Raw genomic sequence first — 25855 nt, forward strand, 5'->3', positions numbered from 1 at the left:
CTAGGGCTCGGGGGTGACAGACCGGGCGGATCGTCCACAGGCGGCGGCACCGACCGTGCGCCGAGCCCGACCCTCGGCGCGGTCAGTGCCCTGGCGTACCCACCCGCCCGAGGATCGTGGCGGCCACCTCCCGCGCCCGGGTCTCCGGCAGCCAGTGCCCGGCACCCAGCTCGGTGAACCGGTAGTCGCCGACCACGTGGTGCGCCGTGCGCTCCGCCGCCGCGCGTCCGAGGAAGGGGTCGCGGGCGCCCCAGAGGTATGCCGTCGGCACGGCGACGGTGCCGACGGACCGGGACCCGCCGCGGGCCGCGGCGCGGTACCAGTTGACCGGTCCGCGCAGGCGTGCGGCGGAGCCCAGGCGCGCGGCATACCGGACGGCGTCGTCCGCGGGCAGCCCGGTGCGCCGCAGCTCCCCCCGACGCAGCGCCCGGGCCATGACGAGCTCGGGCACGCGAGGGACCTGGAAGCCCGCGACGTACCAGCTGCGCCGGGCCTGGTCGCCGTGCCGCACCGCCCAGCGCAGCGCGGCCGGGTGCGGCGTGGAGAGCACGGTGAGCGTGATCACCCGCCCGGGGTGCCACGCCCCCAGGGCCCAGGCCACCGCGCCACCCCAGTCGTGGCCGACGACGTGGGCGCGGGCCCAGCCCTGCGCGTCCAGCCAGGCCAGGACGTCCCCGACGAGGGAGTCCAGCCGGTAGGCGGAGACGGAGGTCGGCGCCGACCCGGGCCCGTAGCCACGCTGGTGCGGGGCGAGGGTCCGCAGCCCGGCATCGTGCAGCAGCGGCGCGAGCGCCCGCCAGGCGGTCGCGTCCTGGGGGAAGCCGTGCAGCAGCACCACCGGCTCGCCACCGGAGGGGCCGCCGACGAGCGCCTCGTGCCGCAGCCCGGCGTGGCTGAGCTCCTCGACCCGGTCACCGTCGCTGTCCACGACCCCATCATGGCCGGTGGAAGCCCCGCGTTGCGATAGACTGGTGTCGCATCCCGCACCGTCTCACCTCGGGGTGCCCGATCTCGCGGCCACCGGCCGCCACGGACGCGCGACGCGCCGGGTGGGACACCGCATCCGTCCCGAAAGATCCCCGTGACCTCTTCCTTCGCCGACCTCGGCGTGCCCTCCTCCCTCACCGACGTGCTCGCCGCCCGCGGCATCACCGTCCCGACCCCCATCCAGGCCGCCACGCTGCCGGACTCGCTGGCCGGCCGCGACGTCCTCGGCCGCGGCCGCACCGGGTCGGGCAAGACCTTCGCCTTCCTGCTGCCGGTCGTGGCCCGGCTGCTGGCCGATCCCTCCGCCAGCCGCCGTCGCGGGCGCCTGCCGCGCGCGCTGATCCTGGCGCCCACCCGTGAGCTGGCCGGACAGATCGCCTCCTCGCTGGAGCCGCTCGCCGCGCAGGCGGGGCTCGCGCACGTGACGATCTTCGGCGGGGTCGGCCAAAACCCGCAGGTCCGCGCGCTGCAGGCCGGGGTGGACGTCGTCGTCGCCTGCCCGGGCCGCCTCGAGGACCTCCTCGGCCAGGGCCACGCCGACCTGTCCGGCATCGAGGTGACCGTCCTCGACGAGGCCGACCACATGGCCGACCTCGGCTTCCTGCCGGTCGTCAAGCGGCTGCTGGACCGCACCCCACGACGAGGCCAGAAGATGCTCTTCTCCGCGACCCTCGATTCGGGGGTCGACGTCATCGCCCGGCGCTACCTGCACGACCCGGTGACCCACCACGCCGACTCGGCGCAGTCGCCCGTGGCGGCGATGGACCACCACGTGCTGCACATCGACGCCGGGCAGCGGCTCGCCGTGCTCACCGACCTCGGCTCGGCCCCGGGCCGCACGGTCGTCTTCACCCGGACCAAGCACGGCGCCAAGAAGCTGGCCAAGCAGCTCAACGGCGCGGGCGTGCCGACGGTCGAGCTGCACGGCAACCTGGCGCAGAACGCCCGGACCCGCAACCTCGACGCCTTCCACTCCGGCCAGGCCTCCACGCTCGTCGCGACCGACATCGCCGCCCGCGGCATCCACGTCGACGACGTCTCGCTCGTGGTGCACGCCGACCCGCCGGTGGAGCACAAGGCCTACCTGCACCGCTCGGGTCGCACCGCGCGCGCCGGTGCCGGTGGCACCGTCGTGACCCTGATGACCGACGAGCAGGTGCGCGACGTCCGCTCGCTGACCCGGGCGGCGGGCATCAAGCCCACGACGACCCGCGCCGACGCGGGGCACCCCATCCTCGCCGAGCTGGCCCCGGGTGAGCGCACGCTGGTCCCGGGTGGTCTCACGATCCAGGCGCCCGCCCAGGGCGGCGGCCGCCAGGGCTCCGGACGCGCGGGCGGCCCGAAGGGTCAGGGTTCCCGACGCACCGGCCAGGGCGGTAGCCAGCAGGGGCGCGGGTCACGCCGAACCCAGGACGGGTCGTCCCGGCGTGGCGGTCCGGGCACAGGTCGCGGCGACCGCACCCAGGGCGGCCCCCGGCGCGGCGGCCAGGACCAGGGGTCGGGCCGCGGCGGCCAGGGATCCGGTCGCACCGGTCAGGGGCAGGGCCAGACCCGCCGCCGGCAGGGCCGGCAGCAGACCTCGGGCGGCTCGATCGTCGCCTTCTCCACCTCCAGCGGGAGTGGTCGCCGCCGCTGACCCGCAGCCGTCGGCGGAGGCGCTGCCGCCGCCGACGTCGCCACCGGGACGCCGGTGGGCTAGTGCTCGCGGCCCTCGGCGACCATCGCCGAGCTGACCGCCCAGCGCTCGTACTGGTCGAGCACGTCGTGGCAGACGTCCTCAGCGTCGTAGCCCATGAGGTCGTAGCCCCCGGCGATGGGGTGCGCCACCTGCAGCCGGGTGGTGCGGTCCCGCGCGTCCAGCGAGCGCGTGCCGAAGGTGGGGGCCGGGGTGCGCCGGATCTGCACCGGGTAGCTGAACCCGGAGGCTTCGCTCTCCCCGGACACCTGCAACGTCGCGGTCTGCACCACCCGCGCGCCGGGGTCGACCTCGGTGACGAGCACCTCGGCCTGCACCCCCTGCTCGAGCAGGGCGTCGCGCACCGACTCCAGCGCGGGCACCACGACACCAGACATCCGCTCCTGCGCCTGCGGCACCGAGACCGTCCCGAAGGTCCGGGCGAGCCGCAGCCGCCACGGCACCGCGGACGCCTCGCGCCCGACGAGCGAGGAGGTCAGCGAGCTCTGCAACGCCCCCTCGCGGGTCTTCTCCGTCTCCAGCGCCCGGTGCAGCCCGACCATCACCGCGATGATGACGAAGGCGAAGGGCAGCCCCATGATGATGGTGGCGCTCTGCAGCGCCGGTATGCCCCCGACGAGCAGCATGGCGATCGTCAGCACGCCGGTGGCGACCGACCACAGGATCCGCAGCCACGCCCGGGCGTCGTCGTCGCCGTGCGGCAGCTCGGAGGAGAGGTTCGCCATCACCAGGGCACCGGAGTCGGCGGAGGTGACGTAGAACAGCAGCCCGACGAAGGTCGCGAGCGCGACGACCACGAGCGCCAACGGATACTGCTGGAGCAGGGTGAAGAAGCCCAGCTCGGGGGTGTTCACGGCGGCCTCGCCGAACTCCGCGTCACCCTCCCGGATCTGCCGGACCGCGCTGTTGCCGAAGATCGTGACCCACATGACGATGTAGCTGAACGGGATGGTCATCGTGCCGAGGACGAACTGGCCGATGGTCCGTCCCTTGGAGATGCGGGCCAGGAACATCCCGACGAAGGAGGCCCAGGCGATCCACCAGGCCCAGAAGAAGAGGGTCCAGAAGCCCATCCACTCGGCCGGGTAGTCGAAGGCCATCGTGTCCAGGGTCATCCCGGGGAACATCGAGACGAAGTCGCCGACGTTCATCATCATGCCGCGCAGCAGGAAGGCGGTCTCGCCGGTGATGAGCACCCAGCCGGCGAGGGCGATGGCGAGCAGCACGTTGAGCTGGCTGAGGATGCGGATGCCGCGGTCCACCCCGGTGGTCGCGGAGATGGTGGCGACGACGATGGCCAGGACGACCAGCCCGATCTGCGCGGGTATGCCCTGGGGCACCCCGAAGAGCACGTCGAGGCCGACGTTGAGCATGACGACGCCGATCCCCAGCGAGGTCGCGACGCCGAAGATGGTGCCGATGACGGTGGCGATGTCGACCGCGTCACCGATGGGGCCCTTCACCCGCCGCCCGATGAGCGGGTAGAGCGTGGACCGGACGGCGAGCGGCAGCCCGACCCGGTGGGCGAAGTAGCCGAGCGCGATGCCCATGAGGGCATACATCCCCCACCCGGTGATGCCGTAGTGGAACAGCGTCCAGACCGTGGACTCGCGGGCGGCCTCCAGCGTCCCGCCCTCCCCCTGCGGCGGGTAGAGGTACTGCGAGGCCGGCTCGGCCACGGCGTAGAACATGACGTCGGTGCCGATGCCGGCGGCGAAGAGCATCGAGGCCCAGGCGAAGGTGGAGAACTCCGGGCGGTCGTCGTCCTGGCCCAGCCGGACGCGGGAGTGGCGCACCCCGAGGTAGAGGACGAAGACGAGGATGACGGTTGCCAGCGCGATGTAGAACCAGCCGAACCACTCCGAGGTCCAGCCGACGACGACGCCCAGCACCTCCGAGGACTGGGTCGGCGCGACGAGCGCCCACAGCGCGACGGCGACGGTGATCGCGCCGGCCACCGCGAGCACGGTCCACTTCGTCCGCGGTGCCGTGGGCGGGTCGAGCTCCTCGGGGGCGGTGTCGGGCTCCGTGCTCATCGGTCGTCCTCCTTGTCGGTGGCCATCGCGCGCAGCGCGCTCGGCACCTCCTCGCGGGTGTCCCACGCCTCGTTGCGGGGATCGCCCGGCGGGTAGAGCGGCATACCCTGTCCGGCGCGGAAGACCGGCGGGTGCTCCGGCGCCAGCGGGGTGTTGCCGGCGATGAGGTCGGCGGCCTTCTCGGCCACCATCATCACCGGCGCGTAGATGTTGCCGTTGGTGATCGTCGGGAAGACCGAGGCGTCCACGACGCGCAGCCCCTCGGTGCCGTGCACCCGCATCGACCCGGGGTCCACGACCGCCATCTCGTCGTCCGAGCTGCCCATCCTCGCCGAGCACGACGGGTGCAGCGCCGTCTCCGCGTCCTGCGCGACCCAGTCGATGATCTCCTGGTCGGTCTCGACCGTCGGGCCGGGCGAGATCTCGCCGCCGTCGAAAGGGGCGAAGGCCGGCTGGGACAGGATGTGCCGGGCCGCCCGGATGACCTCGACCCACTCCCGCCGGTCGCGCTCGGTGGAGAGGTAGTTGAACAGGATGGAGGGGTGGTGCGTCGGGTCGGCGTCGGTGATCCGCACCCGGCCCCGGACGTCGGAGTTCATCGGCCCGATGTGTACCTGGTAGCCGTGCTTGCCCTCCGGCGCGGTGCCGTCGTAGCGCACCGCGATCGGCAGGAAGTGGAACATGAGGTTGGGGTAGGCCACCTCGTCGTTGGTGCGGATGAAGCCACCGCCCTCGAAGTGGTTGCTGGCCCCGACCCCGCTGTCGAGGAAGAGCCACTGCGCCCCGATCCACGGCGCCTTCCACTTCTTGAGCCACGGCGCGATGGACACCGGCTGCAGGCTGGTGTGCTGGAGGTAGACCTCGAGGTGGTCCTGCAGGTTCTCCCCCACCCCGGGCAGGTCGACGCGCGGCTCGACGCCCGCGGCGCGCAGCACCTCGGGCTCGCCCACGCCGGAGAGCTGGAGCAGCTGCGGGGAGTTGAAGGCGCCCCCGCACAGGATGACCTCGCCGGCCTCCACCGACCCGTGGCGACGGCCCGGGCGGACGAAGTCCACCCCGGTGACGCGGGTCCCGGACCAGCGCAGCCCGGTCGCCATGGCGAGGGTGGCGACGTCGAGGTTGGCACGGTCGCGGACCGGACGCAGGTAGGCCCGGGAGGCCGAAAGCCGGCTGCCCCGGTAGACGTTGCGGTCGAAGGGCGCGAAGCCCTCCTGGCGGTAACCGTTGACGTCGTCGGTGCGGGAGTAGCCCGCCTGCCCGGTCGCCTCGAAGAAGGCCTGGAAGAGCGGGCTGGAGGCCGGCCCCCGCTCCATCTTCAGCGGTCCGGCGCCGCCGCGCCAGGCGTCCGCCCCGGCCAGGCAGGTCTCCATCCGCTTGAAGTAGGGCAGGCAGTGGGCGTAGTCCCAGTCCGCCATCCCGGGGAAGGTGGCCCACGTGTCGTAGTCGCCGGCGTTGCCGCGCTGGAAGATCATGCCGTTGATCGAGGAGGACCCGCCGAGCACCTTGCCGCGGGCGTGCGGCACCCGGCGCCCGCCCATGTGCGGCTCCGGGTCGGTCTCGTAGGCCCAGTCGTAGAGCGGGTTGCCGGAGGGGAACATCAGCGCGGCGGGCATGTGGATGAGCGGGTCGAGCAGGAAGTCCGCGCGTCCCGCCTCCAGCACGAGCACCGTGGAGGACGCGTCGGCCGACAGCCGGTTGGCCAGGGCCGACCCGGCCGAGCCCCCGCCGACGATGACGTAGTCGTAACGCGTCCTCATACCTGCTCCTCCGGGGTGTCGTGGGCGGCGGGCGCCGCGTCCTGCGGCGCGCCGCGGTCGAACCAGTCGGCCACGGCGGGCCGGGTGTTGTGCCAGATGTGCTTGGTCTCGAGGTATTCGTGCAGCCCCACCACGCCGAGCTCGCGCCCGATGCCGGACTGCTTCATCCCGCCCCACTCGGCCTGCGGGACGTAGGGGTGGTAATCGTTGATCCAGATGGTGCCGTGCCGCAGCCGGCCGGCGACCCGCTCGGCGCGGCCCGCGTCCTGGGTCCAGACCGCGCCGGCCAGGCCGTAGATCGTGTCGTTGGCCAGCGCCACCGCGGCGTCCTCGGCGCCGTCCCGGTCGGCCCCGGAGAAGGTCTCGACCGTGAGCACCGGGCCGAAGGACTCCTCCTGCACGCAGGCCATCTGGGTGCGGCACCCGTCGAGGATCGTCGGCGGGTAGTAGCAGCCCCCCTCGAGCTCACCTCCGGGGATCTCGCCGCCGCAGCGCACGACCGCCCCCTCGGCACGGGCCGCGTCGACGTAGGCGGCGACCTTGTCCCGGTGGGCGTCGCTGATGAGCGGCCCGGTCTCGGCGCGCTCGTCGAAGGGCCCACCCATCCGGATGCGACCGGCACGCCGGACGAGCTCGTCGACGACCTCGTCGTGCACACTCTCCTCGACGATCAGTCGCGCACCGGCGGAGCAGACCTGACCCGAGTCCAGGAAGATCGCGGTCAGCGCGTTGTCGACCGCCGCCTCGAGGTCGGCGTCGGCGAAGACGACGTTGGGGTTCTTGCCGCCGAGCTCCAGCGCCACCCGCTTCACGGTGGGCGCGGCGGCCGCCATGATGGTCCGCCCCGTGACCACGCCGCCGGTGAAGGAGACGAGGTCGACGTCGGGGTGCGAGGTCAGCGTCGGGCCGACGTCGGCGCCGGCCCCGGTGACCAGGTTGCCGACCCCGGCGGGTAGGCCGGCCCGCTCCAGGGCCCCCAGGAGCCAGATCGCCGTCTGCGGGGTCAGCTCGCTCGGCTTGAGGACGAAGGTGTTGCCCGCCGCGAGGGCCGGGGCGACCTTCCACGAGGTCTGCAGCAGCGGGAAGTTCCACGGGGTGATGAGCGAGCAGACGCCCACCGGCTCGTGCACGACCCGGGAGGAGACCCCCGGCATACCCGTGTCCACGACCCGGCCCGCCTCGGACTGCGCGAGATCGGCGAAGTGCCGGAAGACCCCGATGATGTCCTGCATGTCGATGCGCGACTCAGCCATCCGCTTGCCGGTGTCGAGCGACTCCAGCCGGGCCACGTCCTCCAGCTCGGCCTCCAGCAGGTCGGCGACCCGGCGCACCACGGCGGCCCGCTCCGGCGTCGGGGTCTGCGGCCAGCCACCGCGGTCGAAGGCGGTCCGGGCAGCCGCGACCGCCGCCTCGGCGTCGGTGGCGTCTGCCTCGTCGACCGTGGCGACCACCTGTCGGTCGGCCGGGCAGGTGATCTCGCGGGTCCGGCCCGAGGCGGAGGACCGCCACCGTCCCTCGATGTAGAGCGTGGGCATCGCCTCTCCTTCGTCGGGGACCGTCGGCCCACCTTAGCGAGCGGGACCGGCTGCGTGGCGGGGGTCGCTAGGGTGTTCGCGCATGAGCCGGGCGACGGCGCAGGACACCACGGGCACCCCACGGCTGGGTGCGGTCTTCTGGGCCTCGCTGCTCCTCACCGGCGGTGCGGAGAGCCTGCGCGACGCCGCGGTCATCGCTGCGGTGCCCTTCACCCTCATCCTCGTGGCGCTGTGCGTCAGCCCCGCGGTCGACACCCGCCGCGACCGCGCCGGTCAGCGGCAGGAGGGCGCCTGGAGCCCGGGCGAGCGCTGAGCCGCCCCACCCCGCGCCTCAGACGTTGCGGCGGTACTGCCCACCGACCTCGAAGAAGGCCTCGGTGATCTGGCCCAGGGTGCACACCCGGGCGGCGTCCATGAGCACGGCGAAGACGTTGTCGCCGGCCATCGCGGCCTCCTTGAGCCGGGCCAGGGCCTCCTGCGCCTCCTCGCGGTGCTCCTCCTGGTATGCCTGGACCCGGTCCAGCTGCGACTGCTTCTCCGCCTCGGTGGCCCGGGCCAGCTCGACCTCGACCTCCTCCCGCTCGGACTCGGGCCGCCGGAAGGTGTTGACCCCGATGATCGGCAGCGTGCCGTCGTGCTTGCGGTGCTCGTAGAGCAGCGACTCGTCCTGGATCTTGCCGCGCTGGTAGCCGGTCTCCATGGCGCCGAGGACGCCGCCGCGCTCGCTGATCCGGTCGAACTCCGCGAGCACCGCCTCCTCGACGAGGTCGGTGAGCTGCTCGATGATGAACGACCCCTGGTTGGGGTTCTCGTTCATCGCCAGGCCCCACTCCTTGTTGATGATGAGCTGGATCGCCAGCGCGCGCCGCACCGACTCCCCGCTGGGGGTGGTCACCGCCTCGTCGTAGGCGTTGGTGTGCAGCGAGCTGGCGTTGTCGTAGATCGCGATGAGCGCCTGCAGCGTCGTGCGGATGTCGTTGAAGTCCATCTCCTGCGCGTGCAGCGAGCGCCCCGACGTCTGGACGTGGTACTTCAGCTTCTGGCTGCGCTCGTTGGCGCCGTAGCGCTCGCGCATCGCGACCGCCCAGATGCGCCGCGCCACCCGCCCGATGACGGAGTACTCCACGTCCATCCCGTTGGAGAAGAAGAACGACAGGTTGGGCGCGAAGGCGTTGATGTCCATCCCGCGGGCGAGGTAGGACTCGACGTAGGTGAAGCCGTTGGCGAGGGTGAAGGCGAGCTGGCTGATGGGGTTCGCTCCGGCCTCGGCGATGTGGTAACCCGAGATGGACACCGAGTAGAAGTTGCGCACCCCCTGCTCGATGAACCACTCCTGGACGTCGCCCATCATCCGCAGCGAGAACTCGGTGGTGAACAGGCAGGTGTTCTGCCCCTGGTCCTCCTTGAGGATGTCCGCCTGGACCGTGCCGCGGACGTGCTGCAGGGCATACTCGCGCAGCTTCTGCGCCTCGGCCCCGGAGGCTCGCGGCCCTCCCGCTCCCGGAAGGCCTCGACCTGCTGGTCGATCGCGGTGTTGAGGAAGAAGGCGAGCACGGTCGGCGCCGGGCCGTTGATCGTCATCGACACCGAGGTGGTCGGGTCGACGAGGTCGAAGCCGTCGTAGAGCGCCTTCATGTCATCCAGCGTCGCGATGGAGACCCCGGAGGTGCCGACCTTGCCGTAGATGTCCGGGCGCTGCGCCGGGTCGTGGCCGTAGAGGGTGACCGAGTCGAAGGCGGTGGACAGCCGGGTCGCCGGCTGCCCCTCGGAGAGCAGCTTGAAGCGCCGGTTGGTGCGGAACGGGTCGCCCTCGCCCGCGAACATCCGCGCCGGGTCCTCGTTGTCCCGCTTGAAGGCGAAGACGCCTGCCGTGTAGGGGAAGAAGCCCGGGAGGTTCTCCCGGCGCCAGAAGCGCACCAGCGCGCCGGCCTCGTCGTAGGTCGGCAGCGCGACCCGGGGTATGCGGTTGCCGGAGAGCGACTCCTTGGTCAGCCGGGTCCGGATCTCGCGGTCGCGGACCTTCACCACCTGCTCGTCCCCGGAGTATGCCTCCACGCGCGCGGGCCAGCCCTCGATCATCTCCTCGACCTCGGTCGGGAGCTTCCGCCGCGCCTCGGCGAGGAGGTCGTCGACGCCGTGGTCGGTCCTCCCGGCGGCTGCCAGCTCGTCGTCGACCGCGGCGAGGCGCTCGACGCGACGGGCGGCGAGGGCATACCGCTCGGTGTCGTCGTGGTAGCCGCGGACGGTGTCGGCGATCTCGGCGAGGTAGCGCACCCGCTTGGGCGGCACGACCTGCCGGATCATCGAGGAGTGCTGCACCTCGACGCGGGGCAGCACGCCCTCGGTGACGTCCAGACCCTGGTCGCCGAGAAGGTCGCGCAGCGCCTGGTAGAGGGCGGTGACCCCATCGTCGTTGAAGGTCGCGGCGGAGGTGCCGAAGACCGGCATGTCCTCGGGCTTCTTGCCGAAGGCCTCCCGGTTGCGCACGAGCTGACGGCCGACGTCCCGCAGTGCGTCCATGGCGCCGCGCCGCTCGAACTTGTTGATCGCGACGACGTCGGCGAAGTCGAGCATGTCGATCTTCTCCAGCTGGCTGGCCGCCCCGAACTCCGGGGTCATGACGTAGAGCGAGGTGTCGACGTAGGGCACGATGCCCGCATCGCCCTGCCCGATCCCGGGCGTCTCGACGACGACGAGGTCGAAGCCGGCGGCCTTGAGGACGTCGATGGCGACCGGCAGCGCCTCGGGCACCTCCGACTCGCCGCGGGTGGCCATGGACCGGAACATCGCCTGGTCCCCGCCGAGGGCACCCATCCGGATCCGGTCGCCGAGCAGCGCGCCGCCTCCCTTGCGCCGGGTCGGGTCGATGGCGAGCACCCCGATCCGGAGCCGGTCGCCCTGGTCGATGCGGAAGCGCCGGACCAGCTCGTCGGTGAGCGAGCTCTTGCCGGACCCGCCGGTGCCGGTGATCCCGAGCACGGGGGTGCTGCTCTCCTTCGCCGCCGCGGCATACCGCTCCCGGTCGGCGGACGGCAGCGAGCCGAGCTCGGCGCCGGTGATCGCCCGGGCGACCGCGGTCCGCTCCCCCGCCAGCACGGCCTCGACGTCGGCGGCGCCGACCTCCCAGAGGTCCGTGTCGGCCTCGGTGATGACCTGGTTGATCATCCCCGGCAGACCCAGGCGCTGCCCGTCCTCCGGGGAGAAGATGGTGACGCCGGCCTCGCGCAGCCGCTCGATCTCCTCGGCGACGATGACGCCGCCACCCCCGCCGACGACGGTGACGTGCCCCGCCCCCGCCTCGCGGAGCTGGTCCACGAGGTACTCGAAGTACTCCACGTGACCGCCCTGGTAGGAGGACACCGCGACGGCGTTGGCGTCCTCGTCGAGCACCGCCTCGACGACCTCGGCCACCGAGCGGTTGTGCCCCAGGTGGATCACCTCGGCGCCCTGGCTCTGCATGATGCGCCGCATGATGTTGATCGACGCGTCGTGCCCGTCGAAGAGGCTCGCGGCCGTGACGATCCGGACCGGGTGCTCCGGGGTGCGCAGGGCGGGCCTGCCGCCGGCGGCCTGCGATCCCGACGCGGTCGCGCTCTGGTCGTTCTTCACCGGTGCTCTCCTCCTCGAGTGCTGGCTGACCCCTCGATGGTAGTGGACCGGCGCGGCCTCCTTGACGTGCTCGTCAACCGGGCGCCTCCGGTCCGCTGGTCGCACGCCTCTCCCCGGAGCCGGAAGAGATCGTTACCGTTACGTAACCGCGAATGCTTGATGCCCGACAGGTCGGGGTGCTGCGATAGGTCCCCGTGCCCACGTCCCCACGATCCGGGATGCGGGGAAGTTCTTCAGAAAGGACGCGCGACGATGCGCAGAAGCACTACTCGCCGGCTGGCGATGACAGCGACCCTCGGCCTGGCGGGAGTCACGTTGGCCGCCTGCGGCGGCGGCGAGGGGGCCGGCAGCGACAACGTCGACGAGGCCCTGTCGTCGGTCGACGTCGCCTGCGAGCCGTACCAGGAGTACGGCGACCTCGAGGGGACGAGCGTGAGCGTCTACACCTCGATCGTCTCCCCCGAGGACCAGTCCCACATCGACGCCTTCATCCCCTTCGAGGACTGCACCGGCGTGACGGTGGAGTACGAGGGCTCCCGCCAGTTCGAGACTCAGCTCCCCGTGCGGCTCGAGTCCGGCAACGCCCCCGACATGGCCTACATCCCCCAGCCCGGTCTCGTCCAGCGCCTCGTCACCGACTTCCCGGACTCGGTCTTCCCGGTCGGCGAGCAGGCCGAGGCCAACGTCGACGAGTACTACAACGAGTCCTGGAAGGGCTACGGCACGGTCGACGGCACGTACTACGCCGCTCCGCTCGGCGCCAACGCCAAGTCCTTCGTGTGGTACTCCCCGGGAGCCTTCGAGGAGAACGGCTACCAGATCCCCGAGACCTGGGACGACCTCATGGCGCTCTCTGAGCAGATCGCCTCGGACCACCCGGACGCCAAGCCCTGGTGCGCTGGCATCGAGTCCGGCAACGCCACCGGCTGGCCGGCCACAGACTGGTTGGAAGACATGATGCTGCGGACCGCCGGGCCGGAGGCCTACGACCAGTGGGTCGAGCACGAGATCCCCTTCAACGACGACCAGGTCGTCGAGGCGCTGGACCAGGCCGGCCAGGTGCTCAAGGACGAGCAGATGGTCAACGGAGGCCTCGGTGGCGTGGAGTCGATCGCCACCGTGCCCTTCGGCGAGGCCGGGCTGCCCATTCTCGACGGGTCGTGCTTCCTGCACCGGCAGGCGTCCTTCTACCAGCCAACTGGCCGGAGGGTACCAACGTCGCCGAAGACGGCGACGTCTTCGCGTTCTACCTGCCGGGCAACGACCCCGACGAGCAGCCGCTGCTGGGTGGTGGCGAGTTCACGCTGATGTTCGCCGACCGTCCTGAGGTCCAGGCCCTGCAGGCCTACCTCGCGAGCCCCGAGTGGTCCAACGCCAAGGCGAAGGTCTCCTCCCCCGGATGGGTCTCGGCCAACTCCGGCCTCGACCCGGCCAACCTGAAGTCCCCCATCGACCAGCTGGCCTTCGAGCTGCTGACCGACGAGGCGACGGAGTTCCGGTTCGACGGTTCCGACCTCATGCCGGCCGCGGTCGGCACCGGGTCCTTCTGGACCGGCATGACCAACTGGATCACCGGCGAGGACACCCAGTCGGTGCTCGACTCCATCGAGAACAGCTGGGACTGACCCGCTGACGGCGCGGGGCGGGCGCGGTGTCTCATCGCCCGCCCCCCCGCCGTCCGTGGCGCCGCAGCCCGCCGGAAAGGACTCATCCATGGAGTTTTTGCTCAACACCGGGACACCGGTGGAGAAGTTCCTCGTCATGGGGATCGCGATCCTGCTGTTCGTGGCAGTGATGGCACTCGTGCTCTTCCTCGCCGACCGCCCTCGGATGCCCCTGTGGATCACGGTGCTGGCGTTCTTGGGCCCGGCAGCCCTGCTGGTCGTCTTCGGGCTGGTCTACCCCGCCATCGTGACGATCATGAACTCGTTCCGCAGCGACAACGGCCAGGACTGGGTCGGTGTGCAGAACTACGCCGACGTCTTCGGCAACTCGGCGCTGCGGATCGTGCTGCTCAACACCTTCCTGTGGGTGATCTTGGTGCCACTGCTGTCGGCGGCGATCGGGCTGGTGTATGCCGTGCTCGTGGACCGGACCCGCTTCGAGAAGCTCGCCAAGACCCTGGTCTTCCTCCCGATGGCGATCTCAATGGTCGGGGCGAGCATCATCTGGAAGTTCGTCTACGACTTCAAGCCCACCGACCGGCCCCAGACGGGCCTGGCCAACCAGCTGCTGGTCTGGCTCGGCTTCGACAGCCAGCAGTTCCTGCTCACCTGGCCCTGGAACACCTTCTTCCTGATCGCCGTGATGATCTGGATCCAGTCCGGCTTCGCGATGACGATCCTGTCGGCCTCGATCAAGGCGATCCCGGACGACATCATCGAGGCCGCCAAGCTCGACGGCGTCAGCAACTGGCAGATGTTCCGCTCGGTGACCGTCCCGTCCATCCGTCCCGCCGTCGTCGTCGTCATCACCACGATCGCGATGGCGACCCTCAAGGTCTTCGACATCGTCTTCACGATGACCGGCGGCAACTTCGACACCTCGATCGTGGCCAACGAGTTCTACACCCGGAGCTTCGTGCGCGGTGAGGGTGGCATCGGTGCCAGCCTCGCGGTGCTGCTCTTCGTCATGGTCGTCCCGGTCGTGGTCTACAACGTGCGCCAGATGAAGCTGGCGGAGGAGCAGCGATGAGCACCAGCACCGACACCGCCGACACGGCCGGCACCACCCCGGCCAAGAGCACCCCGCCGCGCAAGCTCACCAAGGCCGAGCAGCGGGCGGTCGACGCGAAGACCAAGCTGTCCTCGCCGTGGGCCAGCGTGATCGCGATCGTCATCGCCATCCTGTGGAGCATCCCGACGCTCGGGCTGTTCGTCACCTCCTTCCGCCCGGAGATCGACATCCGCACCTCGGGATGGTGGACCTTCTTCAGCGACCCGCAGGTGACCTGGGCCAACTACGACGCGGTGCTCTACGGAGGCTCGACGAACTTCATCGATGTCTTCATCAACACCATCGTCATCACGTTGCCCGCCGTCATCATCCCCATCACGCTGGCACTGCTGGCGGCCTACGCCTTCGCGTGGCTGGAGTTCCGGGGCCGCAACATCTTGTTCGTCGCGGTCTTCGCGCTGCAGATCGTCCCGATCCAGATCACGATGATCCCGCTCCTGACGCAGTACAACAACTGGGGCATCGTCGGGTCGTTCTGGCCGATCTGGCTCTCACACACCATCTTCGCGCTGCCGCTGGCGATCTTCCTCCTGCACAACTTCATGATGGACATCCCCCGGTCCCTCGTGGAGGCGGCACGCGTCGACGGGGCGGGCCACGTGAAGATCTTCTTCCAAGTGCTGCTGCCCCTGCTCGTGCCGGCGATCGCGGCCTTCGGGATCTTCCAGTTCCTCTGGGTCTGGAACGACCTGCTCGTCGGACTGGTCTTCGGCTCGGCGCAGGAGGTGGCGCCGCTGACGGTCCGCCTGGCGGACCTGACCGGGACGCGCGGGACCGCCTGGCACCTGCTGTCGGCCGGCGCCTTCGTCGCCATGGTCGTCCCGGTGACCGTCTTCCTGTTGCTGCAGCGCTACTTCGTCCGCGGTCTGCTGGCCGGCGGTGTGAAGGGCTGAGCGGCCATCACGCACATCGACCCCGGGGAATCCTCCCGGGGTCGATGTGCTTACTGCCGGGCAGGGGAGGCCCCCACGACCGTAGGCTGACCTGCGTGACGAGCCTCGTCCTCGCTGGCGCTGCCACCCTCGGCGGGCTGCTCCTCGCGCTCGCCGCCTCGGACGGGGGGCACCGTGTCGCCGACGGCCTGCCGCTCATGCTGCTGCTGGTCGCCCTCGCCTTCGTCCTCAACTGGGTGGTCTACGTCCCCTCGTTCCTGGCGCAGACCGAGCGCTTCTTCGACCTCACCGGGTCCCTCACCTTCCAGCTCCTGGCGATCCTGGCCCTGGTCCTCGTCGAGGACCGCGACGCCCGCACCTGGGTCCTCGCGATGATGGTGCTCCTCTGGGCGCTGCGGCTCGGGGTCTTCCTCTTCCGGCGGGTCACGAAGGCGGGCAAGGACGGCCGCTTCGACGAGCTCAAGCAGGACTGGCGGAGATTCCTGCTCGTGTGGACGGTGCAGGGCCTGTGGGTCACCTTCGCCGCCGGCGCGGCGCTGGCCGCGATCACCTCCGGCACCCGGGAGCCGCTGGGCGTCCTCGGGTATGCCGGCATCGCGGTCTGGCTCCTCGGCTTCGGGGTCGAGGCGGTCGCCGACGCGCAGAAGTCGGCCTTCAGGGCCGACCCGGCGAACGAGGGTGACTTCATCCGGTCCGGTCTGTGGTCGATCTCCCGGCACCCCAACTACGTCGGCGAGATCCTGCTCTGGACCGGCGTCGCCCTGGTGGCGCTCCCGGCGCTCTCCGGCTGGCAGCACGTCACCCTGGTCTCCCCGGGGCTCATCTACCTGCTGCTGCGCTTCGGCAGCGGGGTCCCGGTGCTGGAGCGCCGGGCCGACGAGCGATGGGGCGGCCGGTCCGACTACGAGGCCTACACGGCGCGCACCCCCGTGCTCTTCCCCCTCGGGTCGCGCCGACGCCGCTCGCGCCCCGTTCAGTAGGTTGGTGCCCATGAGCACGAGCACGAGCACACCCGGACTCGCCCAGGCCCTGGACCGCATGGAGCAGGCCGGCGTCAGCCGGCCGGCGCGGGACACCTTCGCCCGCCACTACGAGAACCTCGCGGCCGGGGCGACGGGGCTCATCGCGGAGGCCGACGTGGAGCCGGCCCTGCCCGCCGCCCATCTCGACCAGGTGCAGGTCACCGAGGAGGAGGCCGCCGAGGCGCTCGGCGCGACCGCCGTCATCACCCTCAACGGCGGGCTCGGCACCTCGATGGGGCTGGCCGGCCCGAAGTCGCTGCTCCCGGTCCGGAGCGACCTCACCTTCCTCGACATCACCGTGCGCCAGGTGCTCGCGCTGCGGGAACGCTACGGCGTGCGGCTGCCGCTGACCTTCATGGACAGCTTCTCCACCCGGGAGGCCACGCTGGAGGTGCTGGCGCGCTACCCCGACCTGGAGGTGGCGGGCCTACCGCTGGACTTCCTGCAGAGCCAGGAGCCCAAGCTGCGCGCCGACGACCTCACCCCCGTCACCTGGGAGGCCGACCCCGGGCTGGAGTGGTGCCCGCCCGGCCACGGCGACCTCTACCCCTCGCTGCTGGCGAGCGGGCTCCTCGACCGGCTGCTCGAGGGTGGTTTCCGGTATGCCTTCGTCTCCAACGTCGACAACCTCGGCGCCGTCCCCGACGGGCGGGTGGCGGCGTGGTTCGCGGCCAGCGGCGCCGGTTTCGCCGCCGAGGTCTGCCGCCGCACCGAGATGGACAAGAAGGGCGGCCACCTCGTCCGCCGGCGCGCGGACGGCCGGCTGGTGCTGCGCGACACCGCGCAGACGGCGGAGGAGGAGATGGTCCACTTCATGGACGGCGAGAAGCACCCCTACGTCAACACCAACAACCTGTGGTTCGACCTGGAGCGGCTGCGCGCGATGTTGGCCGAGCGGGACGGGGTCATGGAGCTCCCGCTCATCCGCAACGCCAAGACGGTCGACCCCAAGGACAAGGCTTCGACCCCGGTCGTCCAGATCGAGTCGGCGATGGGCAGCGCCGTCGAGCTCTTCGACGACGCCGCGTCGGTGGCGGTGACCCGGGACCGCTTCGTGCCGGTCAAGACCACCAACGAGCTGGCGCTGCTGCGCTCGGACGTGTATGCCGTCGACGACACCTCCTACCGGTTGCGCAGGACCGTGGACCCGGCGCCGGTGGTCGACCTGAGCAAGGAGCACTACGGGATGATCGGCGACTTCGACGAGCGCTTCCCCGCCGGGGTGCCCTCGCTGGTCGAGGCCGAGCGGCTCGAGGTGCAGGGCGACTGGCGCTTCGGCCGCGACGTCCGCGTCGTCGGGGGGGCCGTGCTCGGACCGGAGGGCGGCACCGTCGAGGACGGGACCACGCTGGGCGCGTCGTGAGGACGGTCCAGGACGACCTCGGTGCGACGGTGCCGCTGCCCCAGGGCGCGGTGACCAGGGTGGTGTCCCTCGTGCCCTCGCTCACCGAGGCGCTGGCGGCGACCCGGCGCGAGGCCCTCGTGGGCGCCACGGACTGGTGCACCCACCCCGCCGACCTCGACGTCCCGCGGGTCCGGGGCACCAAGAACCCGGACCGGGCCGCGGTGGCGGCGCTCGCTCCCGAGCTGGTCGTCTGCGTCCAGGAGGAGAACCGCGAGCTGGACGTGCGACGGCTGCGGGACGCGGGCATACCGGTCTGGGTCGGGGTGGTGGAGTCGGTCGACGACGCGCTGCGCGTGCTGCGCACGCTGCTCGTCGACGTCCTGGGGTGGGGCGAGCCGGCGTGGCTGACCGAGGTGGAGCGTCGCTGGGCCCCCGGGCCGGGCACCCCGCCCCGGGCGCGCGTCGCCGTGCCGATCTGGCGCGACCCGTGGATGGTCGTCGGTGCCCGGACCTACACCACCGACCTGCTCGACCGCGCGGGGCTGGCCAACGTCTACGCCGGCGACGAGGACCGCTACCCGAGGGTCGAGGTGGACGACCTCGACCGCGCCGGTGCCGACGTCGTGCTGCTCCCGGACGAGCCCTACGTCTTCACCGCGCTGGACGGGCCGGAGGCCTTCTCCCGCACCCCGACGCGGCTCGTCAGCGGCAGGGTGCTCACGTGGTACGGCCCCGCCATGCTGGAGGCCGCCGACCTGCTCACCTCGGTGCCCGCGACGGGGACCCACGGAGCGCCACGAGACGATCCGCCCAGCCCGCGCTAGCCGATCGAGCCCGAGCGAGCGACGTCTGCATACCAGTGGGCGCTCGCCTTGGGGATGCGGCGCTGCGTGTCGTAGTCGACCCGGACGATGCCGAAGCGCTTGGTGTAGCCGAAGGCCCACTCGTAGTTGTCCAGCAGCGACCACACGAAGTAGCCGCGGACGTCGGCGCCCTCCGTGATCGCGCCGTGGACCGCCCGCAGATGGCCCTCCAGGTAGGCGATCCGGTCCTGGTCGTCGACGAAGCCTCCTCGTCGGGGACGTCCGGCATGGCCGCGCCGTTCTCGGTCACGTAGAGGCGGGTGCCGGCGGGGCCGGTGTAGTCCCGCTGCAGCCGCACCAGGAGCTCGTGCAGCGCCGGGGGCCGGATCTCCCAGCCCATGTCGCTGACGGGTATGCCACGGCGGACCGTCACCACGTGCTCGGACCCGACGTTGGGTGAGGGGCCGTCGTGAGCGCGGGCCTGGCGGGCGGCCTCTCGGGCGGCCTCCGGGGCGGGGCCGGTGACCATGCTGCTGGCGTAGAAGTTGACCCCGAGCACGTCGATCGGCGTCGAGATCGTCTCCAGGTCGCCCGCCTGCACCAGGTCGCGCGGCCACAGCTCGCCCAGGTCGTCCAGGACGTCCGGCGGGTAGGCACCCCGCGTGATCGGCTCGATGAAGAAGCGGTTCGCCAGTCCGTCGAGCCGTCGGGCCGCGTCCTGGTCGGCCGCCGACGCGGGATCCTGCGGCTGCATCTCGGTGAAGTTGAGGGTCAGGCCCAGCTCCAGCCCGGGGTCCCGCTCGCGCAGTGCACTCACGGCGCGGCCGTGGGAGAGCAGGAGATTGTGGGCGGCCCGCAACCCGTCCTGCGGGTCGGTGCGCCCGGGGGCGTGCACGCCGGCGGCATACCCGAGGAAGGCCGAGCACCACGGTTCGTTGAGCGTCGTGAGCTGCCGCACCCTGTCCCCGATCCGGTCGTGGACCGCCAGTGCGTAGTCGACGAACCGGTCGACCACCCCGCGGTCGGCCCAGCCGCCCTCCTCCTCCAGCGCCTGCGGCATGTCCCAGTGGTAGAGCGTCACCCAGGGCAGGATGTCGGCGCCCAGCAGCTCGTCGACCAACCGGGAGTAGAAGTCCAGTCCTCGGGGGTTGACCGTGCGCCCGTCCGGGCAGACCCGCGCCCAGGACACCGAGAACCGGTAGGCCCCGAGACCGAGCGCACGCATGAGCGACACGTCCTGCGGCATCCGGTGGTAGTGGTCGCAGGCCACCGCCCCGGTATGCCCCTCCACCACCTTGCCCGGGGTCGCGGAGAAGGGTTCCCAGATGCAGTCGGCCCGGCCGTCCTCGTGGACCGCCCCTTCGATCTGGTAGGCCGCGGTGGCGGCCCCGAGGAGGAAACCGTCGGGAAAGGCGAGAGGGGCGGTCATGGCGGACAGACTCCTTCGGGCGGACCGGCTGTTGCCGTGCAGGTCAGAACTCACCCACTCTGCGCACCCCTGGGCCGCGCCGTCAACAGCACCGCTGCGACGACGCGAGCCGGGCTCCGGGCGACGCCCCGGCGCGAGGGCCCGACTCGGCGCCGACATGTGAGAGCGTAACCCCATGGCGCGGCACATCGTGGTCCTCAACGGGCCGAACCTCAACCTGCTCGGCACCCGCGAGCCGGAGATCTACGGCACGGCCACCCTCGCCGACGTCGAGCGGCTCTGCGCCGACCGCGGGGCCGAGCACGGCCTGGAGGTGAGGTGCCGGCAGAGCAACCACGAGGGTGAGCTGGTCGACGCGCTGCAGGAGGCGGGTCGCGACCCTGACTGCGTCGGCGTCGTGCTCAACGCCGGTGCCTGCACGCATACCTCCGTGGCGCTGCACGACGCGATCAAGGGCACCGCGGTGCGCGTCGTGGAGGTGCACGTGTCCAACCCGCACGCGCGCGAGCCGTTCCGGCACACCTCCTACCTCTCCCCCGTCGCCGAGATGGTCGTGGCCGGTGCGGGGGTGCCGGGCTACGGCTGGGCCGTCGACCACCTGGCCACCGCGCCCGACCCCCGGTCCTCGGACGCGCGGGGCACCCGGGCATGAGCGGGGCGGCACCGGCGAGGCAGGCACGCCGCGAGACGTGGTCGAGCTCGACCGGCTTCATCCTGGCGGCCGTCGGGTCCGCGGTCGGACTGGGCAACATCTGGCGCTTCCCGGGGGTGGCCTACGAGAGCGGCGGCGGCGCCTTCCTCGTGCCTTACCTCGTGGCCCTGCTCACCGCCGGTATCCCGATCCTTTTCCTCGACTACGCCATCGGGCACCGCTACCGCGGCGCCGCACCCCTGGCCTACCGGCGCATGGCCCGGCCGGCCGAGGCGCTCGGGTGGTTCCAGATCGTGCTGAGCTTCGTCATCGCGGTCTACTACGCCGCGGTCATCGCGTGGTCGCTCAGCTACTTCGTCTTCGCCTTCGACCTGCGCTGGGGGGAGGACACGGCCGCCTTCTTCGTCGGCGAGTACCTCCAGGTCGGAGAGCCGGGTATCTCGACGACGCTGGTCTCCGGGGTGGCGCTCCCGCTCGTGCTCGTCTGGGCCGCGGTCCTGGTCATCATCGCCCTCGGGGTCACCAAGGGGGTGCAGCGGGTCAACATCATCTTCATCCCGCTGCTCGTCCTCGCCTTCGGGGGACTCGTCGTGCGGGCGCTCACCCTCCCGGGCGCCGCCGACGGTCTCAACGCCCTCTTCACCCCCGACTGGGCGGCGCTGGCCGACCCGGCCGTGTGGATCGCCGCCTACAGCCAGATCTTCTTCAGCCTCTCGATCGCCTTCGGCATCATGGTCACCTACGCGTCCTACCAGCGGCGCCGGGCCAACATGACGAGCTCGGGCCTCGTCGTCGCCTTCGCCAACTCCAGCTTCGAGATTCTGGCCGGCATCGGCGTCTTCGCGACCCTGGGCTTCCTGGCCCACCAGCAGGCCACGACCATCGACCAGCTGGAGGGGCTGTCCGGGCCCATCCTGTCCTTCGTCACCTTCCCCGCGGTCATCAGCGAGATGCCGGGCGGCGCCGTCTTCGGCGCCGTCTTCTTCGGGGCGCTCGTCCTGGCCGGGTTCACCTCGATCATCTCCATCCTGCTCGGCGTGGCCGCCTCGGTCCAGGAGAAGTTCGGGCTGACCCACCGCACGGCCGCCGTCACGGTGTGCGTGGTGTGCTCGGTCATCTCGATCGGGCTGTTCTCCACCACCTCCGGCCTCATCGCGCTGGACACCGTCGACCAGTGGGCCAACAACGTCGGCATCGTCGTCTCCGCCATCGTCATGACCGTCCTCATCGTCTGGGTCTTCCGGACGGCCCCGGTCCTGCGGGCCCACCTCAACCGCGTCTCGACCTTCCGCGTGGGGCGTGTCTGGTTCGTCCTCGTCGGCGGCCTGGCGCCGGTGGTGCTCACCACCATGCTCGTCCAGCGGGTCCGCACGCTGGTCACCGAGGGGTACGAGGGCTACCCGGCGTGGTACCTCCTCGTCTTCGGCTGGGGCACCATCGGCCTGGTCGCGGTGGGTGCGCTCGTGCTGACCCTCATCCCCTGGCGGGGCCGTGACGACGCCGGCTTCCGCGCCTGGCCCGAGCTCGAGGAGGAGCAGCGATGACCACGTCGGCCGTGCTCATGATGATCGTGGCGATGCTCGTCGTGTGGGGCGGGCTGGTCGCCAGCGTGCTCTTCCTGCGCGCCCGACCCGAGGTGGACGACGCCGAGCTGCCCGACCCGGACGCTCCCCCCGCCGAGCAGCGCTGAGCCCCGGGGGTCAGCCCTCGGTCTCGAGCAGCGCCCGGGCGGCGTGGTAGCCGCCGAGGGCGCTGACGCCCCCGCCGCGCCGGGACCCGGCCCCCGCGAGCAGCACCCCGGGGTAGGCCGTGGCCACGCCCCATCGCTGCGCCGGCGTGTCGAGCGGGGCGTCGTCCTCCACGAACGGCCACTCCAGCGGGGCGTGGAAGATGTTGCCGCCCGGCATGGCCAGGCTCGCCTGCAGGTCCCGCGTGGTGCGCGTCTCGACGCACGGGAGACCGTCGCCATCGGTGAGCACGACGTCGTCGATCGGCTCGGCCAGCACCGAGGACATCGAGTCGAGCACCGCGCGCTGCAGCTCGTCCCGGGCCTCCTCGCCGCGCCCGTCGAGGAGGCGGTCGGGTGTCTGCAGCGTGAAGACGGTCATCGTCTGGGCCTCGGGGTGCCGCTCGCGCAGCCGCGGGCTCAGGATGGTCGGATCGGTGAGCGAGTGGCAGTAGATCTCGGCCGGCATCGGGCTCGGCACCTGCCCCCGCCCGGCGTCGGCCGCGGCCTGCTGCAGCTGGGTGTAGGTCTCGTTGATGTGGAACGTCCCGCCGAAGGCCGCCTCTGGGGCGACCCCGGTCTCCCGCAGCCGGGGCAGCCGGGAGAGCAGCAGGTTCACCTTCACCTGGGCTCCCTCCACCCGCTCCCCCGGCGGGCCTCCCGCGACCTCGTCGAGCACCGCCGGGGCTGCCGCCCACAGGATCCGGCCCGCGGTGGCGCGCTGCGGCATACCCTCCGCGTCCTGCCAGGTGACGGCGCCCTCCTCGACCGCGGTCACCGTGGCCCGCGTGACCAGCTCCGCGCCGGCGTCGCGGGCGGCGCGCTCCAGCTCGCCCGAGACCTGGCCCATGCCCCCGATCGGCACGTCCCAGTCCCCGGTGCCGCCGCCGACGACGTGGTAGAGGAAGCAGATGTTGTGCCGCAGGTGTGCGGCGTGCGCGTCGGCGAAGGTGCTGATGAGGCCGTCGGTGAGGATGACCCCCCGCACCAGGTCGTCGGCGACCGTGGACTCGATCACCTCTCCGAGGGGACGCTCCAGCAGGTCGCGCACCAGTCCTGGGTCCCCGACGCGGTGCGCCATCTCGCGCCGCCGCAGCAGGGGCTCGGTCATCGTCGGCCACACCGCCCGGGCGAGCTCGCCCACCCGCTCGTAGAAGCGGTCCCAGCGGGCGGCGTCGGCGCCGGCACCGACGGCGGCGAAGGAGGCGGCCGTGGCCGGCGGGTCGCCGTGGTCGATGAGCAGGCCGGTGTCGCCGCCGGGCACCGGGGTGTAGGAGGAGTAGCGGCGTCGGCGCAGGTGCAGCGAGAGACCCAGGTCGTCGACGACCCGGCGCGGCAGCAGGCTGACGAGGTAGGAGTAGCGCGACAGCCGGGCACCGGTGCCGGGGAAGGCCTCCGCCGACACGGTCGCACCTCCCAGCTCCGGCGACCGCTCCAGCAGCAGGACCGAGCGACCGGCGCGGGCGAGGTAGGCCGCGGCGGCCAGCCCGTTGTGCCCGCCGCCGACCACCACGACGTCGTGGCTCGAAGTCATGGGGCCGATGGTAGGCGCTGCAGGTCAGTCGCGGGGGCGCCGGTCCTGCCGCCGGTCTCCCTGGCGCTGGCCGCGGGAGCCGCCCTGGCCGCCCCGGCCCCGACGGTCGCGACCCCGGTCCTGCTGGCGCCGGTCCTGCCCCCGGTCTCCCTGGCGCTGGCCGCGAGGACCGCGCGGTGCCCGCGATCCGCGGCCCGGACCGCGCTTGGGGCGCATGACGTCGTCCAGCCGGCTCTGCGGCACCGGCTCACCCTCTGGCACCGACCCGCCCGCCGTCTCGATCACGGCGTGGTCCTCGGGGGCGACCGGCCGGGGCTCGGTCTCGACCCCCGCGGCGTCCAGCATCCGGGCCACCTGCCGCTTCTGGTGCGGCAGGGCCAGGGTCACGACGACGCCGTCCTCCCCGGCCCGCGCGGTGCGTCCGGAGCGGTGCAGGTAGTCCTTGTGGTCGGCCGGGGGGTCCACCTGGAGCACCAGCGAGACGTCGTCGACGTGGATGCCGCGCGCGGCCACGTCGGTCGCGACGAGCACGGGCAAGGTGCCGGACTTGAAGGCGTCCAGGACGCGGGTCCGCTGGGCCTGGTTGAGACCGCCGTGCAGGGCGGCGGCGAAGACACCGGACTCGCGCAGCTGGAGCGCCACCCTGTCCGCGCCGAGCTTGGTGCGGCAGAAGACCACCGTGCGGCCCGGGCGGTTGGCAATGGCCGCCGTGATCGGCTTCTTGTGGTGCGGGTGCACGAGGAAGACGTGGTGCGCCATCGTCGTGACACTGGCGCGTGCGTCGTCGGTGGAGTGGGTGACCGGGTCCTTGAGGTAGGTCTTCGCGACCTGGTCGACCCCGTGGTCCAGCGTGGCGGAGAAGAGCAGCCGCTGGCCGTCGGAGGGGGTGAGGTCGAGGACCTGGCGGATCGCCTCCACGAATCCCATCTCGGCCATGTGGTCGGCCTCGTCGAGGACGGTCACCTCGACCTCGGAGAGGTCCGCGGCGCTCCGGTCGACGAGGTCGATGAGACGACCCGGGGTGGCGACGAGGACGTCCACGCCCTTCTCCAGCGCGCGCAGCTGCGGGGTGTAGGACATCCCCCCGGCCACGAGCACGAAACGGCGGTCGACCGCGCGCATCAGCGGCGCCAGCGCGTCGACGATCTGCATGGCCAGCTCGCGGGTCGGCGTGAGGATGACCGCGCGCGGACGGTGCGGCACGGCACGCGGCCGGGCGGCGAGCCGGTCCAGCAGCGGCAGCCCGAAGGCCATGGTCTTGCCCGAGCCGGTCTGGCCACGGCCCAGCAGGTCGCGCCCCGCCATCGCGTCGGGGATGGTCGCCGCCTGGATCGGGAAGGGGGTCGTGATGCCGATACGCGCCAGGGTCGTCACCAGCACCTCGCGGAGCCCGAGCGGGACGAAGCCGTTGTCGGCCTCCACCGCGGCCGAGGCGTCCTCGCTGCGTGCCGCGGACACCCGCTCCTGGTAGGCCGCGTCCGCCGCGTCGCGCTCGTCCTCGGCCTCGGCGAACGAGTCGTCGGCGCTGCCACGCTCCCACGAACGGGACGGCCTCCCACGGTTGTCGCGCCGGTCCTCCCAGCGGTCGCCGCGCGGTCCACGGTCCTCGCGCCGGCGTCCCTCCTCCCAGCTGCGTCCCTCGTGCCGCCCGCGGCCCGGGCGACCCTCGCGCTCCTCGCGGTGCGAGCGCCAGGTCCGCTCCTGGTAGCCCGAGCCCTGCTGCCGTCCTTGACCCTCGCGCGAGCCACCCCGGTCGTCTCGGCGGTAGCCACCGCGGTCTCCCCGGTCGTCTCGGCGGTAGCCGCCCCGGTCACCGCGGTCGTCGCGGCGACGCTGCGCCCGCTCGCCCTGCCGGCGCGGGTCCCGCTCGTCGCGGTCGCGCCAGCGCTGCTTGCCGACCGGACGCTCGTCCTGGGCGCCCCGGCTCGAGCCGCGCCGGTCGCCGCGGCCGCCCTTGAGCTGGGCGCGGGCCTGCTTCTCCCGCGCCTGGCGGGCTGCCTTCTTCTGGGCGGCGCTGTGGCGGGGCTTCTTCTTCCCGGACGCACCGGCGCGTGCTGATTTGGCCATGGTGAGGCTCACCTCTTCGAGTGGGTCG

At 72.1% G+C, this 25855-nt stretch carries 19 protein-coding genes and 2 pseudogenes; 12 read left to right on the forward strand and 9 right to left on the reverse strand.

What is annotated here, in order from left to right; all coding sequences use genetic code 11:
* Positions 1-82: 82 nt before the first annotated feature.
* On the reverse strand, positions 83-928 hold the full coding sequence (locus BJF86_RS12395; protein ID WP_075819383.1) for an alpha/beta fold hydrolase: 846 nt from the start codon (positions 926-928) through the stop codon (positions 83-85).
* 153 nt (positions 929-1081) lie between these two features.
* Between BJF86_RS12395 and BJF86_RS12400 the strand changes: the two genes are divergently transcribed.
* Entirely contained in the window at positions 1082-2623 is a 1542-nt protein-coding gene (locus BJF86_RS12400; RefSeq protein ID WP_075819385.1) for a DEAD/DEAH box helicase, read from the forward strand.
* Positions 2624-2682: 59 nt separating this feature from the next.
* Here the strand turns inward: BJF86_RS12400 and betT are convergent, their stop codons facing one another.
* The 3 genes from betT to BJF86_RS12415 are packed head-to-tail and all read right to left on the reverse strand — an operon-like array spanning position 2683 to position 8011.
* Entirely contained in the window at positions 2683-4719 is a 2037-nt protein-coding gene (gene betT, locus BJF86_RS12405) for a choline BCCT transporter BetT (protein WP_075819387.1), read from the reverse strand.
* Positions 4716-6476: a choline dehydrogenase gene (gene betA / locus BJF86_RS12410; RefSeq protein ID WP_075819389.1), complete on the reverse strand. Its 1761-nt coding sequence runs from the start codon at positions 6474-6476 to the stop codon at positions 4716-4718. Before betA ends, betT begins: the two co-directional genes overlap by 4 nt.
* The gene (locus BJF86_RS12415) at positions 6473-8011 is read right to left on the reverse strand and encodes an aldehyde dehydrogenase family protein (RefSeq protein ID WP_075819391.1); all 1539 of its coding nucleotides are present in this window, start codon (positions 8009-8011) and stop codon (positions 6473-6475) included. Before BJF86_RS12415 ends, betA begins: the two co-directional genes overlap by 4 nt.
* An 82-nt stretch (positions 8012-8093) precedes the next feature.
* Between BJF86_RS12415 and BJF86_RS12420 the strand changes: the two genes are divergently transcribed.
* Positions 8094-8324 carry a BCCT family transporter gene (locus BJF86_RS12420; protein WP_075819393.1) on the forward strand — a complete coding sequence of 77 codons (231 nt, stop codon included), beginning with the start codon at positions 8094-8096 and terminating at the stop codon, positions 8322-8324.
* An 18-nt stretch (positions 8325-8342) separates the two neighbouring features.
* On the opposite strand, the pseudogene icmF reads toward BJF86_RS12420, so the two are convergent.
* A pseudogene (icmF, locus tag BJF86_RS12425) lies at positions 8343-11560 on the reverse strand (fused isobutyryl-CoA mutase/GTPase IcmF).
* A gap of 342 nt (positions 11561-11902) precedes the next feature.
* On the opposite strand from icmF, the gene BJF86_RS12430 reads away from it, so the two are divergent.
* From BJF86_RS12430 to BJF86_RS12455, 7 genes are all read left to right on the forward strand, one after another.
* The gene (locus tag BJF86_RS12430; protein WP_321166189.1) at positions 11903-12928 is read left to right on the forward strand and encodes an ABC transporter substrate-binding protein; all 1026 of its coding nucleotides are present in this window, start codon (positions 11903-11905) and stop codon (positions 12926-12928) included.
* Positions 12928-13245, forward strand: coding sequence for a hypothetical protein (locus tag BJF86_RS19595; RefSeq protein WP_321166190.1), 318 nt, complete (start codon positions 12928-12930; stop codon positions 13243-13245). Before BJF86_RS12430 ends, BJF86_RS19595 begins: the two co-directional genes overlap by 1 nt.
* Before the next feature lie 88 nt (positions 13246-13333).
* The gene (locus BJF86_RS12435) at positions 13334-14314 is read left to right on the forward strand and encodes a carbohydrate ABC transporter permease (RefSeq protein ID WP_066636584.1); all 981 of its coding nucleotides are present in this window, start codon (positions 13334-13336) and stop codon (positions 14312-14314) included.
* A complete protein-coding gene (locus BJF86_RS12440; RefSeq protein WP_022924734.1) occupies positions 14311-15249 on the forward strand; it encodes a carbohydrate ABC transporter permease in 939 nt (312 codons plus the stop codon). The genes BJF86_RS12435 and BJF86_RS12440 overlap by 4 nt, the downstream gene beginning before the upstream one ends.
* 95 nt (positions 15250-15344) lie before the next feature.
* Complete coding sequence (locus BJF86_RS12445; protein WP_083653052.1) at positions 15345-16229, forward strand: DUF1295 domain-containing protein; 885 nt, start codon at positions 15345-15347, stop codon at positions 16227-16229.
* A gap of 10 nt (positions 16230-16239) precedes the next feature.
* Complete coding sequence (locus BJF86_RS12450) at positions 16240-17634, forward strand: UTP--glucose-1-phosphate uridylyltransferase (RefSeq protein WP_237768209.1); 1395 nt, start codon at positions 16240-16242, stop codon at positions 17632-17634.
* Positions 17631-18440, forward strand: coding sequence for a helical backbone metal receptor (locus tag BJF86_RS12455; RefSeq protein WP_075819397.1), 810 nt, complete (start codon positions 17631-17633; stop codon positions 18438-18440). Before BJF86_RS12450 ends, BJF86_RS12455 begins: the two co-directional genes overlap by 4 nt.
* Here BJF86_RS12455 and BJF86_RS19600 read toward each other — a convergent pair.
* Both BJF86_RS19600 and BJF86_RS12460 read right to left on the reverse strand, forming a co-directional pair.
* Positions 18437-18814: a family 1 glycosylhydrolase gene (locus BJF86_RS19600; RefSeq protein ID WP_321166196.1), complete on the reverse strand. Its 378-nt coding sequence runs from the start codon at positions 18812-18814 to the stop codon at positions 18437-18439. The genes BJF86_RS12455 and BJF86_RS19600 overlap by 4 nt on opposite strands.
* Positions 18757-20037: pseudogene (locus tag BJF86_RS12460) on the reverse strand (glycoside hydrolase family 1 protein); the annotation flags it as partial. The gene BJF86_RS19600 and the pseudogene BJF86_RS12460, both read right to left, overlap by 58 nt.
* On the opposite strand from BJF86_RS12460, the gene BJF86_RS12465 reads away from it, so the two are divergent.
* The 3 genes from BJF86_RS12465 to BJF86_RS12475 are packed head-to-tail and all read left to right on the forward strand — an operon-like array spanning position 20024 to position 22190.
* Entirely contained in the window at positions 20024-20500 is a 477-nt protein-coding gene (locus tag BJF86_RS12465) for a type II 3-dehydroquinate dehydratase (protein ID WP_075819399.1), read from the forward strand. The pseudogene BJF86_RS12460 and the gene BJF86_RS12465 sit on opposite strands and share 14 nt — an antisense overlap.
* On the forward strand, positions 20497-22044 hold the full coding sequence (locus BJF86_RS12470) for a sodium-dependent transporter (protein ID WP_075819401.1): 1548 nt from the start codon (positions 20497-20499) through the stop codon (positions 22042-22044). The genes BJF86_RS12465 and BJF86_RS12470 overlap by 4 nt, the downstream gene beginning before the upstream one ends.
* The gene (locus tag BJF86_RS12475) at positions 22041-22190 is read left to right on the forward strand and encodes a methionine/alanine import family NSS transporter small subunit (protein WP_075819403.1); all 150 of its coding nucleotides are present in this window, start codon (positions 22041-22043) and stop codon (positions 22188-22190) included. Before BJF86_RS12470 ends, BJF86_RS12475 begins: the two co-directional genes overlap by 4 nt.
* Before the next feature lie 10 nt (positions 22191-22200).
* Here BJF86_RS12475 and BJF86_RS12480 read toward each other — a convergent pair whose 3' ends face one another.
* Positions 22201-23760, reverse strand: a complete 1560-nt coding sequence (locus BJF86_RS12480; protein ID WP_075819405.1) for a phytoene desaturase family protein — start codon at positions 23758-23760, stop codon at positions 22201-22203.
* Between the two features lie 24 nt (positions 23761-23784).
* Positions 23785-25839, reverse strand: a complete 2055-nt coding sequence (locus BJF86_RS12485) for a DEAD/DEAH box helicase (RefSeq protein WP_237768210.1) — start codon at positions 25837-25839, stop codon at positions 23785-23787.
* Between the last annotated feature and the right edge of the window lie 16 nt (positions 25840-25855).

It is taken from the genome of Serinicoccus sp. CNJ-927, assembly GCF_001942435.1.
Lineage (GTDB): Bacteria > Actinomycetota > Actinomycetes > Actinomycetales > Dermatophilaceae > Ornithinicoccus > Ornithinicoccus marinus.

What these genes read in the sequence shown, in the direction of transcription:
- BJF86_RS12435 (WP_066636584.1), top strand. Translation starts at nt 13,334, where the DNA reads ATGGAGTTTTTGCTCAACACCGGGACACCGGTGGAGAAGTTCCTCGTC.
- BJF86_RS12480 (WP_075819405.1), bottom strand. Translation starts at nt 23,760, where the DNA reads ATGACTTCGAGCCACGACGTCGTGGTGGTCGGCGGCGGGCACAACGGG.
- betA (WP_075819389.1), bottom strand. Translation starts at nt 6,476, where the DNA reads ATGAGGACGCGTTACGACTACGTCATCGTCGGCGGGGGCTCGGCCGGG.
- BJF86_RS12430 (WP_321166189.1), top strand. Translation starts at nt 11,903, where the DNA reads ATGACAGCGACCCTCGGCCTGGCGGGAGTCACGTTGGCCGCCTGCGGC.
- BJF86_RS12420 (WP_075819393.1), top strand. Translation starts at nt 8,094, where the DNA reads ATGAGCCGGGCGACGGCGCAGGACACCACGGGCACCCCACGGCTGGGT.
- BJF86_RS12415 (WP_075819391.1), bottom strand. Translation starts at nt 8,011, where the DNA reads ATGCCCACGCTCTACATCGAGGGACGGTGGCGGTCCTCCGCCTCGGGC.
- BJF86_RS19595 (WP_321166190.1), top strand. Translation starts at nt 12,928, where the DNA reads ATGTTCGCCGACCGTCCTGAGGTCCAGGCCCTGCAGGCCTACCTCGCG.
- BJF86_RS12465 (WP_075819399.1), top strand. Translation starts at nt 20,024, where the DNA reads ATGGCGCGGCACATCGTGGTCCTCAACGGGCCGAACCTCAACCTGCTC.
- betT (WP_075819387.1), bottom strand. Translation starts at nt 4,719, where the DNA reads ATGAGCACGGAGCCCGACACCGCCCCCGAGGAGCTCGACCCGCCCACG.
- BJF86_RS12450 (WP_237768209.1), top strand. Translation starts at nt 16,240, where the DNA reads ATGAGCACGAGCACGAGCACACCCGGACTCGCCCAGGCCCTGGACCGC.
- BJF86_RS12470 (WP_075819401.1), top strand. Translation starts at nt 20,497, where the DNA reads ATGAGCGGGGCGGCACCGGCGAGGCAGGCACGCCGCGAGACGTGGTCG.
- BJF86_RS12440 (WP_022924734.1), top strand. Translation starts at nt 14,311, where the DNA reads ATGAGCACCAGCACCGACACCGCCGACACGGCCGGCACCACCCCGGCC.
- BJF86_RS12475 (WP_075819403.1), top strand. Translation starts at nt 22,041, where the DNA reads ATGACCACGTCGGCCGTGCTCATGATGATCGTGGCGATGCTCGTCGTG.